At 63.8% G+C, this 12,265-nt stretch carries 15 protein-coding genes and 1 pseudogene; 12 read left to right on the forward strand and 4 right to left on the reverse strand.

Annotation, left to right across the window (positions count from 1 at the left end; all coding sequences use genetic code 11):
- Position 1: 1 nt before the first annotated feature.
- Positions 2-874, reverse strand: a complete 873-nt coding sequence (locus tag ACQ4WZ_RS19815; RefSeq protein WP_101484177.1) for a glucosamine kinase nucleotide-binding domain-containing protein — start codon at positions 872-874, stop codon at positions 2-4.
- Positions 875-1,221: 347 nt separating this feature from the next.
- Between ACQ4WZ_RS19815 and ACQ4WZ_RS19820 the strand changes: the two genes are divergently transcribed.
- The 11 genes and pseudogenes from ACQ4WZ_RS19820 to bufB all read left to right on the forward strand — a co-directional run bounded on the left by ACQ4WZ_RS19820 (position 1,222) and on the right by bufB (position 8,433).
- Positions 1,222-1,509, forward strand: coding sequence for a hypothetical protein (locus ACQ4WZ_RS19820; protein WP_034759823.1), 288 nt, complete (start codon positions 1,222-1,224; stop codon positions 1,507-1,509).
- Between the two features lie 230 nt (positions 1,510-1,739).
- On the forward strand, positions 1,740-2,264 hold the full coding sequence (locus tag ACQ4WZ_RS19825; RefSeq protein WP_101484178.1) for a hypothetical protein: 525 nt from the start codon (positions 1,740-1,742) through the stop codon (positions 2,262-2,264).
- 51 nt (positions 2,265-2,315) lie between these two features.
- Positions 2,316-3,947, forward strand: coding sequence for an ExeA family protein (locus ACQ4WZ_RS19830; RefSeq protein ID WP_436574309.1), 1,632 nt, complete (start codon positions 2,316-2,318; stop codon positions 3,945-3,947).
- A gap of 1 nt (position 3,948) precedes the next feature.
- On the forward strand, positions 3,949-4,620 hold the full coding sequence (locus tag ACQ4WZ_RS19835) for a general secretion pathway protein GspB (RefSeq protein WP_133993893.1): 672 nt from the start codon (positions 3,949-3,951) through the stop codon (positions 4,618-4,620).
- A 157-nt stretch (positions 4,621-4,777) separates the two neighbouring features.
- A pseudogene (locus ACQ4WZ_RS19840) lies at positions 4,778-4,870 on the forward strand (alkaline phosphatase family protein); the annotation flags it as partial.
- 29 nt (positions 4,871-4,899) lie between these two features.
- Positions 4,900-5,100, forward strand: a complete 201-nt coding sequence (locus ACQ4WZ_RS19845; RefSeq protein ID WP_436574468.1) for a hypothetical protein — start codon at positions 4,900-4,902, stop codon at positions 5,098-5,100.
- The gene (locus ACQ4WZ_RS19850) at positions 5,075-5,290 is read left to right on the forward strand and encodes a hypothetical protein (RefSeq protein ID WP_101484182.1); all 216 of its coding nucleotides are present in this window, start codon (positions 5,075-5,077) and stop codon (positions 5,288-5,290) included. The genes ACQ4WZ_RS19845 and ACQ4WZ_RS19850 overlap by 26 nt, the downstream gene beginning before the upstream one ends.
- Positions 5,291-5,407: 117 nt before the next feature.
- Positions 5,408-5,932 (forward strand): molybdopterin-guanine dinucleotide biosynthesis protein B, encoded by a 525-nt coding sequence (gene mobB, locus ACQ4WZ_RS19855; RefSeq protein WP_101484183.1) that lies wholly within the window; start codon positions 5,408-5,410, stop codon positions 5,930-5,932.
- A 57-nt stretch (positions 5,933-5,989) separates the two neighbouring features.
- Entirely contained in the window at positions 5,990-6,190 is a 201-nt protein-coding gene (locus tag ACQ4WZ_RS19860) for a YjfB family protein (RefSeq protein WP_034759798.1), read from the forward strand.
- A gap of 297 nt (positions 6,191-6,487) precedes the next feature.
- Positions 6,488-6,790: a BufA1 family periplasmic bufferin-type metallophore gene (locus tag ACQ4WZ_RS19865; protein WP_436574310.1), complete on the forward strand. Its 303-nt coding sequence runs from the start codon at positions 6,488-6,490 to the stop codon at positions 6,788-6,790.
- A gap of 17 nt (positions 6,791-6,807) precedes the next feature.
- Entirely contained in the window at positions 6,808-8,433 is a 1,626-nt protein-coding gene (bufB, locus tag ACQ4WZ_RS19870; protein ID WP_436574311.1) for an MNIO family bufferin maturase, read from the forward strand.
- A gap of 4 nt (positions 8,434-8,437) precedes the next feature.
- Here bufB and ACQ4WZ_RS19875 read toward each other — a convergent pair whose 3' ends face one another.
- The 3 genes from ACQ4WZ_RS19875 to fumC form a co-directional block, all read right to left on the reverse strand.
- The gene (locus tag ACQ4WZ_RS19875) at positions 8,438-8,722 is read right to left on the reverse strand and encodes a hypothetical protein (protein WP_101484186.1); all 285 of its coding nucleotides are present in this window, start codon (positions 8,720-8,722) and stop codon (positions 8,438-8,440) included.
- A 125-nt stretch (positions 8,723-8,847) separates the two neighbouring features.
- Positions 8,848-9,069, reverse strand: a complete 222-nt coding sequence (locus tag ACQ4WZ_RS19880; protein WP_035825476.1) for an RNA-binding S4 domain-containing protein — start codon at positions 9,067-9,069, stop codon at positions 8,848-8,850.
- Between the two features lie 96 nt (positions 9,070-9,165).
- Positions 9,166-10,560 (reverse strand): class II fumarate hydratase, encoded by a 1,395-nt coding sequence (fumC, locus tag ACQ4WZ_RS19885; protein WP_436574312.1) that lies wholly within the window; start codon positions 10,558-10,560, stop codon positions 9,166-9,168.
- A 173-nt stretch (positions 10,561-10,733) separates the two neighbouring features.
- On the opposite strand from fumC, the gene ACQ4WZ_RS19890 reads away from it, so the two are divergent.
- Positions 10,734-11,879 (forward strand): type IV pilus assembly protein FimV, encoded by a 1,146-nt coding sequence (locus tag ACQ4WZ_RS19890; RefSeq protein WP_436574313.1) that lies wholly within the window; start codon positions 10,734-10,736, stop codon positions 11,877-11,879.
- The last annotated feature ends 386 nt before the right edge of the window (positions 11,880-12,265 follow it).

A 12,265-nucleotide genomic window follows, 5' to 3' on the forward strand; every position in this document is an offset into this window, starting at 1 on the left:
GTCATTGCTCCTGCAAGTGCTTGCGTATCAGGCGCAGGCCGCCTGCGGCCGAGTCGCCCTGTGCCGGCACGACCAGTTGCAACAGTGCCGCCGGCAGGTAGCTTGACAAGGGCGCCGCCAGGCCGCCGCACAGGGCCACGGGCAAGGTGCCGGCCGGGTCCAGCGCCCTGGCGATGAGGGCGATCTGCCGGCCCGCTTCGTTCAGGATGCCATGTGCCACGGCATTGCTGGCCGCGTGTTCGAGTACCAGCCGCGCCAGTTGCGCGAAAGTGGTCTGGCTGGCGGCGGCCAGCCACACCTGCATGGCGTCGCGCTGGCCACCGCAGGCGTCGATGATGGCCGTGGCGAAGGTGCTGCCGGGTACGCGCCCATCGACCACCTGCTGCGCGTGGTTGACGGCGCGCATGCCGATCCAGGCGCCACCTGCTTCGTCGCCGGAAGGAAAACCCCAGCCGCCCACTTCGTGACGGCTGCCATCGGCGTGCAGCACTTCGCCCACGCTGCCGGTGCCGATGGCAACGATGACGCCCGGCTGGCCCGCGTGGGCGCCCAGTAAGGTGGTCAGGGCATCCGATTCCAGTGCGACGGCGGCATAGCCGGGATTGTGTTCGACAAAGCTGGCAGCCCACTGTTTGTTGTGCACGCCGGCCAGACCGAGGCCGATAGCCATGCGCTGCAGGGACGGCTGTTCCAGGCCGGCGGCGCGGAAGGCCAGCGTGACGGCATGCGCCACGGACGTCCAGGCCCGTTCGATGCCCAGTCCCAGGCCGGATGGGCCGCTTTGTCCCTGTGCCAGTTCCTGGTTATCAAGGCGCGCCAGGCGTACGCGGGTGCCGCTGCCCCCGCCGTCGACGCCGATTATGTATTCGATCATGTTGTGCAGCCCCGCATGTGGTTGATTGCGCCTGTCTCGTTTTTTTATTTGTCGGGCGGAGAAAAAGCTGAAGGCACTATATTGTCGCCTCGATGGCTTGTCAACAGGTATTTAAGTGGTATTAATAAATGCCTTGCGCGATGCCGCACCGTACCCGAGGAGGCGATTGCAAGTTGCTGTTAATAAAGGATTTTTTATGTATCGTGAATGGTATTGAAATTGGCCTTGTACAATGCCAATTTTTACCGAGTGGTCTATGTCTGGTTTTGCGCTATTGCTTGTATGCATGCTTGGCAAGGCGCGCCATGAAGAGTAAAGTCCGCCTTTTACACCTGAGTTGGAAGAGCATGATGAACGACAAGGCAGCAAAGAGCGAGTACTGGGACGACTGGCAGCAAGAGGCGCTGGCCGCCGGCGTGTCGGCGCCGCTGGCCGCGCTGGGCATGGAAATGATGCGCACGCACCGCAAGAACCGCTGGCCGAAGGATTTCCTGGGCCGCGAAAGCGATGGCCCGGTCATGATCGAAATGTGCCTGGAAGACGAGGCGGAAACGGAATTGTTCTTTATCGAGAACCTGTATCCCTACGATGCGGCGTTGATCGAGAAGACGCGCCGCCGCCTGTGCCTGCACTAGGCTGAGATGCGCGCGTGACTGGAACGGCCGCCTTGTGCGGCCGTTTTGCTTTTCGGGTGGCATTTTCATGGGGGAGTGTCATAATGGCCCAGGCATTTCCGCCCAAGTATGGAGTAGATGATGAGCAAGGCACAGGACAGCAAGAAAGAAGCCAAGAAGGAACCGGCCAAGAGCATGAAGGAAAAGAAGGAAGCCAAGAAGGTCAAGAAAGAAGAGCGCAAGCGCTGATCATGCGCGTGCGCCGTTCATTGACGCGCCCGTGGCGTGCGCCGGCCGTGCTGGCGGCGTTCGCCCTGCTGGCCTTCGGTGTTCCCGTGTCCGGCGTGCTGGCGCAGCAAAAGGCGCCGCCGTCCACCTTCGGGCAAGTGGTGGGCAATGCCGTGCTGTGCATCGACCAGATCGACAACAAGGCCTTCTATGCCTATTTGCTGACGGCTTTCGGTCCTGCCTACAAGCATGAAGGCGGCGCCTACTGGTTCCGCACGGACGCCACCCTGTGGGGCGCGAGCATTACCGACGTGATCGTCAGCGACGACACCAGCCCCCTTGTCTTCATGGGCGTGGTGGCCGATTCGACGCCGGAAAAGCTGGAACCGGCCATCCGCAGCGCCTCTGGTCTGCGTTTCAATAAACTCGACAATTCCGCCTTTCCTGTCCGTGGTTCCGTGCCCGGCAGTAAAATCGTCTACTTCCGTAGCAAGGCGAAAGTGTATTGCGCCAAATACAAACCGTTGCCGCCCGCCCGCACCCGATGAGGGTACCGGCTTGCCGCCGCGCATTTTGATTGTTTCATCCGCAGGGTCTCCATGTACACGCATTATTTCCAGCTCAAGCAATCGCCGTTCTCGATCGCCCCCGATCCCCGCTACCTGTTCATGAGCGAACGTCACCGCGAAGCACTGGCGCACCTGCTGTATGGCGTGGGCAGCGGCGGCGGCTTCGTGCTGCTGACGGGAGAAATCGGCGCCGGCAAGACTACCGTGTGCCGCTGTTTCATGGAGCAGATTCCGGAAAATTGCCAGCTCGCCTACATTTTCAATCCGAAACTGTCCGTCGAAGAATTGTTGCTGTCGATCTGCGAGGAATTCCGCATCGCCTTGGCGCCCGGTGTGGCCAGCGTGAAAGGCTATGTCGACGCCATCAATGCGCACCTGCTGGCCAGCCATGCGCAGGGCAAGAACAATGTGCTGATCATCGACGAAGCGCAAAACCTCTCCGCCGCCGTGCTCGAACAATTGCGTTTGCTGACGAACCTGGAGACGAGCGAGCGCAAGCTGCTGCAGATTATACTCATCGGCCAGCCGGAATTGCGCGCCATGCTGGCCCGTCCCGAGCTGGAACAGCTGGCGCAGCGCGTCATTGCCCGTTATCACCTGGGTTCGCTGACAGCCGAGGAAACGGCCAGCTATATCCGCCACCGCCTGGCCGTGGCCGGCAGCACGGCGCAGACGCCGTTCGCCCCACGTTTGATGGCGCAGATCCATGCCATGAGCCACGGCGTGCCGCGCCGCATCAACCTGCTGTGCGACCGCGCGCTGCTGGGCGCCTACGTGGAAAACCAGCCGCAGGTGACGCGCCAGATATTGCGCCGTGCCGCCGAGGAAGTGTTTGCGGAAGAGGGTAGGCCGGCGGCCGGACGGGGCTTGCGCTGGCCACATGTGGCTGGCGGCGTGCTGGCCGGCGCCGTGGTGACGGCCGCGCTGGCCTGGCAGTTTATGCCGCGCGCTGGCGTGCCCGCCCCGGCGGCCGTGGCGCCAGCCCTGGCCGCATCCGTGCCGGCGGCGTCCGCAGCGGTGGCCGCGTCCGCGCCCGTCAGCGTGCCGGACCGCAACGCCGTGCTGCGCCAGCTGGCCGCCCTGTGGGGCGAGCAGTTGCCGGCCGGCGATGCTTGCCAGGCGGGTGCGCGCGCCGGGCTGCGCTGCCTGCACAGCCGGGGCGGCATCGCCGAACTGCGCGTGCTGGACCGTCCAGCCATGCTGGCCTTGCGCGATGGGCAAGGAGTTGAAAAGCTGGCGCTGCTGACCCGGCTGCAGGGCGAGACCGCCACGCTGATGCTCGATGGCAAACAGCAAGGCCTGCCCCTGGCCCAGCTGGCGCAGCGCAGCGATGGCAGTTTCACTACCTTCTGGCGCGCCCCGCGCAATTGGCGAGACGAAGTGCCGCTGGGGGGGCGTGGCGCCGACGTGGACTGGCTGGCGCAGCGCCTGGCGCAACAGCGGGGTTTGCCGGCACCGGCCGCCAACCTGCCGCTCGATGCCGAAATGCAAGGCCAGCTGCGTGCTTTCCAGCAGAGCCAGAACCTGCGGGCCGATGGCCTGGCGGGTCCGAAAACGTATATACGCCTGATGCAACTGGGTGACAATGCGGAGCCGCGCCTGAGCAGCGCAGCTTCTGCCGTGGCAGCACCCGCTGCGACGGCGATGGTGGCGGGGAAATAAGATGTCTTACATACTAGAAGCACTAAAAAAATCGCAGGCCGAGCGCCAACTGGGCGAGTTGCCCTCGATTCACGCACCGCAAGTGCAGCTGCACGATGCCGCCGCGTCCTCTGCTGCGCGGCGCGCACCCGTCTGGCTGGCGCTGGGCGGCGTGGGCGTTGCCGTGGCTGCCGCGTTGCTGCTGTGGCAGCCTTGGCGGGCGGGCGCGGCTGCGCCTGTCGTCCCTGCCGTGCTGGCCCAGGCTGTGCCCGCGCCCGTGGCTGCCCTGCCAGCGGCTCCTGCGCCCGCGCCTGTGGTGGCCTCCGTGCCGCCAGCGGCCATTGCCGCACCCGTGCACCATGCCAGGCCTGTGGCGGAACCGAAGCAGGAGATGCCCGGTCAAACCGTGCCGCCGCCCGTTGCGGCCCCCGCGCCTGCGGCGCCGCCCACGCCCGCCGTAGAGGAAACGGTGGCTGGCATGCGCGACCTGCCCGAGCCGATACAGCGGCAAATCCCCGCCATCGTCATCGGCGGCTATATCTATTCAAAGAATCCGGCTGACCGTCTGTTGCTGATCGACAAGGTCCTGCGCCACGAGGGCGAGGAGCTGGCGCCGGGCCTGGTGCTGGAGAAATTACAGCCGAAGGCTGCCATCTTCAGTTTCAAGGGCTACCGCTACCGCGTGCCGTATTGACTTGTTGCGCATCAGGGCCGGGCCGCTATGACTGAACCAAACTGGCTTGGCCTGCTCGAACCAGGGTCGCTGCGACCGTTTGCGCGGTCGGGGAGCTGCCATGATTGCTGCCACCACTGCTGGTGAGAGTGTTCTTGACGCGGCTGGCTTGGGAAAGATGGCGCGTATCGATCATATCGTCGTGCTGACGATGGAAAATCGCTCGTTCGACCACATCCTCGGCTACCTGAGCCTGGAAGGCGGGCGCGCCGGGCCAGCCATGCCAATGTGCATGCGGGCGTGGCTTACCCCGTGCACCATGTGCGGCGCACGGCCTTCGCTCCGCAGCAAGACCCGTCGCATACGGGCCTGTCGGTGGCGCAGCAATTGCAAAACAATAACGGCGGCTTCATCGACGACTATGGGCAAACGCATCCGGGTGATTCCGACATCGATCTGGTGCTCGGTTACTGCAATGGGGACGATTTGCCCGGGCAATGATTTCCTGGCGCAGGACTTCGCCCCGCTGGCGCTGGCGGGCGAGCTGGCTGCCGTTGCCCCCGTGCCCGTGCAATCGGAGGCCGAAGCGGGTGTGATCGCCGCACAGCGGCATGTGGCGCGCCCGGCCAGGAATGCGCAGGCGGCGCATGGCAAGACAGCGCCCCGGCCGGCGGGCCGGTGCTGGCGGTAGGGTGGCAAGCTGGCTCCCGCTAATGCCGGGAGTGGCGGAAAATCCGCACGCGCTCGCGACAGGCGCTGGCGCCGGTGGGGCTGCGTATAATCATTCCTTCTCAATCAAGGAGTGACCATGCACGATGCGATGCCCACCCACCCGGTACTGGGGGTGATCGGCCGTTCCGGTAGCGGCAAGACGACCCTGCTGGAATTTGTGGTGAAGGAACTGGCGGCGCGGGGCTTGCGCGTCAACCTGGTCAAGCACAGCCACCATGACTTGGCGCTGGAGCCGCCGCAAAAAGACAGCGCCCGCTTGCGCCTGGCCGGTGCGGCCGAAGTGCTGGTGGCGTCGCCGTATCGTTTTGCCATCGTGCATGAGCTGCGCGGCGCACCCGAGCCTAGCCTGGCGCAGCAATTGGGCCGCATGGGGCCGGCGGACCTGACCCTGGTGGAGGGTTTCAAGACGGACCCCATCCCCAAGCTGGAAGTGTTCCGCCCGGAAGTGGGGCAGGCGCCCCTGTATCCGCATGATCCGCATGTGATCGCCGTCGCCTCCGACAGCCCGGCGCCGGCCGACCTGCGCGAGGGCGTGCAATGGCTGGACTTGAATGTACGCGAGCACGTGCTGGCATGGTTGCTGCACAGGCTGGAAAAATAAGCTAAAGGTTTGCCGGCAGCATCCGTTAACAAGGGTAGAACCTCATTGGAGAAACGTATGGACGTCGGAAGCATTGCTCAACTATCAACTACGATGGCGGAGACAGGCACGCGGCAAGCCGTCGGCTTGACTGTCCTGAAAAAAGCCCAGGATATCCAAAGCTCGACTGCCACAGCCTTGCTGGCAGCCCTGCCACCGATACAGGCCGCGCCTAGCCTGCCGGCTCACCTCGGTAACCGCATCAACACGACAGCCTGAGCGCAGTCCCGCGGCGCCAGTCCGGCGCTCGCCATTGCCATGCCCACACCACCGTCGCCGACGGCGGCGCGTGGGCATTTTTGTTTGCCCTCTTGCCTGCCTTCCTGCCTTCCTACCGCCATCTTTCCCGCACCTGTCAAATGAACTCATTGATCATGGTTCGCCATGGCGCGGCCGATTCAGTAAAATGATGTGCATTAGCGCGCGTTGTCCATCGTGCAGTCTGCGGCGTGCCATGATTTGCCGCTGATGTACGATGACTTACCGATTACTTTGACCCATGCAAGAGGATTATCCATGAACAAACGTCAAGCTCTCATCGCCGCCGCCCTCGCGGGCCTCTGTGCCGGCACCACCGTCCATGCTGCCGCGCACGATGGCCCCGCCCCTGGCGACAAGGAAAAATGCTACGGCGTGGCCAAGGCAGGGCAGAACGATTGCGCCTCGTCCGACGGCGCGCATTCCTGCGCGGGCCAGGCGGAGGCAGACAACTTGCCTACGGAATGGACCTATGTTGCCAAGGGCACGTGCGAACAGACGGGCGGCTCCGTCAAGCCCATCAAGGCCGGCAAGGCCGCCAAGCCAGCCACCCAACCGTAAGCGTCCGCAGCCTGCCCATGCCGCCAGTTCCCGCGCTTGCCGGCGCCGGCGTCGGCTTGCGCGCCGCGCACTACCGCGACTTCCTGGCGCGCCGGCCTCGCGTGGGCTGGCTGGAAGTGCATACCGAAAATTATCTGCAGCCGTCGGGCTGGGATAGTCATGTGTTGTGTGCCCTGCGCCACGATTACCCGCTCAGCCTGCATGGCGTGGGCCTTGGCCTGGGTTCCGCGCGGGGCTTTTCCGAGGCCCATTTGCAGCGCGTGCGCGGCGTGGTGGAGCGCGTCGAGCCGGCCCTCGTGTCGGAACACCTGTGCTGGGGCGCCGTGGCGCAGCAGCAACTCAATGATCTGTTGCCGCTGGCCTTGAATGGTGCCGCCCTGGATTTGTTGTGCGCAAGAGTGGGGAGGGTGCAGGATGTGCTGAAAAGGCCGATCTTGCTGGAGAATGTATCCACTTACCTGCGTTTTGCCGACGATGCCATGAGCGAGGCGCAATTCCTGGCGGAGCTGGCGCGTCGCAGCGGCTGTGGACTGCTGCTCGATATCAATAACCTGTATGTCAACCAGTGCAACCACGGCGAAGATGCCCTGCTAGCCATGCAAGCCATCGCGCCGGGCAGCGTGGGCGAACTGCACCTGGGCGGCCATCTGCTGACGCCGCAGGCCGTGATCGACCACCATGGCGCCGCCGTCGCCGATCCCGTCTGGGACTTGTATGCGGCCGCGCTGCTGCGCTTTGGCGCCGTGCCCACCCTGGTCGAATGGGATACGCATTTGCCGCCGCTGGATATCCTGTTGGGTGAGGCGGACAAGGCGCAGGCCATGCTGGCGCGTCATGCACCACAGGCGCCATGGCAGGGAGCGGCGGCGCCGCCGGCCGCCACTGCCGCTCCCGCCGAAACACTGGCGCAGCAGCAGCAAGCTTTTGCCACGGCCCTGTTTGATCCCGTGGCGGCCCTGCCATCCTTCGCGGGGGCGGCGGTGCAGGAGCGCTTTGCACTGTATCGTGGCAATGTGAGCGCCACCTGGCGCCGCACCCTGGGTCAGGCATATCCTGTCGTGCTGGCGCTGGTAGGCGAGGATTTCTTTGCTGGCCTGGCACGCGCGTATGGCCGGAAGATGCCATCCGATAGCGCGGATTTGAACCAGTTTGGTGCCCGTTTCGCCGATTTTCTCGCTGCTTTCCCGCCTGTGGCCGCATTCCCCTATTTGCCGGACATGGCGCGCCTGGAATGGGCCTTGCACCTTGCCCATTACGCGGCCGATGCGCAGGCGCTGGCGCCCGAGTCGCTGGCCGCCTTGCATCCTGATCAGCTGGAAGTGCGCCGTTTTACCTTGCATCCCGCTTGCGCCTTGCTGGCATCGAACTGGCAAGTGGCGGCCTTGTGGCAGGCGCATCAGGAGGGTGAGGGGCAGGGGATGTTTCCGCAGGATATGCAGGTGGCGAGCTGGGTGCTGGTATGTCGGCCGCGCTGGAAGCCGCAGGTGCAGGTAGTGGATGCGGCCGCGCACGCGGCCTTGCTGGCCTTGCAGCAAGGAAAAACGTTTGGCGCCGCGCTCGACGTGGCATTCGAGCAGGACCCGGCATTTGACCTGGCGGCACACTTGCGCCAGTGGCTGGCGCATGCGGTGCTTGCAGCGTAATGGCCTACTCGAAGGCCCGCAGCACGCGCGCTTCGCCCGTCTGATCGCGGTACAGGGCATTTGCGGCCAGGGTGGCGTCCATCATGCGCGTCACTTGCTCTTCTTCGAAGCGGGCGAGTTCGGCAATGGCCGCGACGAGGGCCAGTTCCAGCCTGGCGCGCGCGCTCTGGTACAGGCTGCTAGTGTATTTGTCTGTGTTACGCAGTAATTCTTCCGCGTTTTCTATCACTTGGCGCAAGTCGCCGATCAGGCGTTCCTGGCTGCGCGTACCTTGTTCGGGATGGTCCATGGCGCTTCCCTTCTGCAATCGATATTTATATGACAATAACGACATGTTGCAGCTTGATCCGGGCAGCCGGGCTGGCAGGCATGCTGGCTGGACGCATGGGGCTGCTTTCGCGCCCCATGCCGGCGTCAGACAGGAGCGACGACCGTGATACGGATATCGCCCACGCTGACGACCTGACCGGCGCGGATCTTGGCAGTCTTGCGCAATTCCTTCTTGCCATCGACCTTCACCACGCCGCTATCGACCATGACCTTGCCAGCGCCACCACTGTCGCACAAGCCCACCAGCTTCAACAGCTGGTTCAGCTCGACGAACTCGGATGTTAAATCAAAGCTTACTTTTTGCATTGTATCCCTTATTGCAATGATGTGTTTTAAACACTTGGTGACAGCATCAACTAAGGTCATAGTTTACATGAAGCCAGGGATAATGCAGGCTGAGCTTTAACTTTTGTTGGGTCGCGTCATCTCCAATGGCACGATCCATGCACTGAATTGCTCTTCCGTCACAAAGCCCAGGGCCAGAGCCGCTTCCTTCAATGTCGTGCCTTCGTGCTGGGCCTGCTTGGCAATTTGCGCCGCCTTGTCGTAGCCGATGTGGGGCGCCAGCGCCGTGACCAGCATCAGGGAGCGCTCCATCAGTTCGGCGATGCGACCACGGTTCGGCGCGATGCCGTGTGCGCAATGCTCGTCGAAGCTGCGCATGCCGTCGCCCAGCAGGCGCGCGCTTTGCAGGAAGTTGTGCGCGATCAGGGGCTTGAAGACGTTCAGTTCGAAATTGCCCGAGGCGCCGCCCACCGTGATGGCGACATCGTTGCCAAACACCTGGCAGCACAGCATGGTCAGTGCTTCGCACTGGGTAGGATTGACCTTGCCCGGCATGATGGAGCTGCCCGGCTCGTTTTCAGGGATGGTGATTTCACCGAGGCCGGAACGGGGGCCGGAGGCCATCCAGCGCACGTCGTTGGCGATCTTCATCAGGGCCGTGGCCAGGGTTTTCAGCGCGCCATGGGCAGCCACCAGTGCATCATGGGCGGCCAGGGCAGCAAACTTGTTGCTGGCTGTCTCGAACGGCTGGCCCGTCAGGCGCGCCAGTTCCGCGGCGATGCGGTCCGCAAATTCCAGGTGGGTATTCAAGCCCGTGCCCACGGCCGTGCCGCCGGCGGCCAGTTGCAGCAGCGGCGGTAACGATGCCGCGATGATGTGCTCGGCAAAGTCCAGCTGCGCCACATAGCCGGAAAATTCCTGGCCCAGGGTCAGCGGCGTCGCATCCTGCAAATGGGTGCGGCCGATCTTGACGATGTCGGCAAACTCCGTGGCTTTTGCGTCGAGCGTGGCGCGCAGCTGGCGTAGCGGCGGCAAGACTGTATTGGCGACGGCCAGGGCGGCCGCCACATGGATGGCGGTCGGAAAAATGTCATTCGAGGACTGGCCCAGGTTGACGTCGTCGTTAGGATGCAGCAAGCGCTCTTCTCCCCGCAAGCCGCCGATCAGCTCGGAACCGCGGTTGGCCAGCACTTCGTTCATGTTCATATTGCTTTGCGTGCCAGAGCCCGTCTGCCAGACGGCCAGTGGAAATTCAGCGTCATGCTTGCCTGCCAGTACTTCGTCGGCTGCTTGCGTGATGGCGATGGCTTTCTTGCCATCCAGTAATCCCAGGTCCAGGTTGACGTGGGCGGCCGCGCGCTTGACGGTGGCCAGGGCGGCGATCAGTTCAGGCGGCATCTTTTCCGTGGAGATATGGAAGTGCTCAAGCGAGCGCTGCGTTTGCGCTCCCCAAAGCCGGTCGGCGGGTACGTCGATCGGGCCGAAACTGTCGCGTTCGATTCTGCTACTCATGGCATCCCTTTCATCGATGGAGGTGGATCGAGTGTACTCCAGGCGTCCAAAAGACACAGGATGATGCTGTATTGCATCATTTTTGCCATTGCCCATCTATATTTTTGCGATTTCCTGCCGTTAAAGACAGACGAGTTCCCCCTTATTTATCTTGTTATCAAAGCGATCAGTCCATGCAAAGCAGCATTGTTCCCCGTTGGTCCCTGATCGCGTGCGCCGCCGCCAGCCTGGCCTTGGCGCCCGTCATGGCGGCCGAACTGGGCGAGATGGCGGTGCTGTCCCATGTGGGCCAGCCCCTGCTGGCGGAGATCGAATTGACCGCCCTGGCGCCCGAGGAGGCCAGCGGCGTGGCCGTGCGCCTGGCCTCGCCCGATGTGTACCGGGGTGGTGGCATCAGCATGGACCCGGCCCTGCAAACCTTGACGATCAGCCCGCTGGAGCGGGGTGGGCGGCAGTATGTGCGCGTGGCTACCCGGCAAGCGATCCAGGCAGGCCACGTCCATCTGTATTTATTATTGGGCAATGGTAGCGGCGCCGTCGTGCGCCTGGGCACCTTGTGGCTGACGCCGGCACCGCCAGCACCGCCAGCCGTCGCCAGTGCGCCAGTCAGGCCCGCTATTCCGGTGGCAGTGGCTGTGCCGCTGGCACAGCCACTGCCACTGCCGCGCGCGATGCCCGGCGCGCCGCCGGCCGATGCCGCCGCGCTGGCGGCGCGCGCGCGCGCCGAGGGCCTGGTGCGTCCGGCACGCGTGTTTGTGCCACCGCCCGTCGCGCCCACGCCATCTGCCCCGGCGCTGCGCCCGGCGCCGTTGCGCCGCGCCACTGCGCCCGTGGCCGCCTGCGCGCCGCAGGCCAATATGGAGCAGGCGCAAGCATGCGTGGCGCTGGACCAGAAAAACGCGGCCCTGAATGAAAAGCTCGGCGAATTGGAGGGCAAGATCGGCGCCTTGCAAAAGGCGCTGGCGCTGCCCGTCGTCGCCGCACCAACCGCTCCACCGGCTGCCATACCGGCTGTGGCGGAAGCGCCGCATGCCAAACCCAAGCCCCTGCACGCGGCGCCGGCAGCCGACAAGGAAAAGAAAGCGGGCGGCAATGGTTTGATGTGGCTGCTTATCGGCACCCTGTCCTTCCTGCTGCTGACGGCGCTCGTCGTGTATGCCGTGCGCAAGCGCAGGCAAGCGGCGGGGGCGGGCACGCCGTCGAAATACTGGGTCTTGCTGCGCAAACCGTTCAGCCGCAAGAAGAAGGATGTGCCGGTGCTGACGGAAGCGCTGGAAGAGGACGCGGCCGAGGCGGAAGCGGAGCCGTTCTCGCGTTAACGCTGCTGCAAGGCCGCGCCCAGATTTGATATAAAAAAAGATATTGAAAAAAGGATAGAAAGTGCCTGTCTAACGTGTTGCCTATTTCTTAAAGATGGTGATATGATTAATTCAGTGGACTTGCTCTACGATAAAACAGTCCCAGCCTGGCGCAGTCACCAACGATAGTGTGGCGCGGCAAACAGGTGTAGCGTTGCATAAACGCCTGGGTCTGGAAGCGGTTTGCGATGCCGACGATGTGCTCGCGAACGCCGGATGCAACCGGCAGCGAGGCGACGCCAGGAGATACCTGGGGCTCGCCTTCCAAATTCCCCCTCCTTGCTTTTCGGACGCCGCAAATGCAGCGCTCCCCGGCACGGCGGCAGACGTAAAAAAAGCACCCGCAG

This window comes from Janthinobacterium darwini (assembly GCF_051380905.1).
Classification (GTDB): Bacteria; Pseudomonadota; Gammaproteobacteria; order Burkholderiales; family Burkholderiaceae_D; genus Janthinobacterium.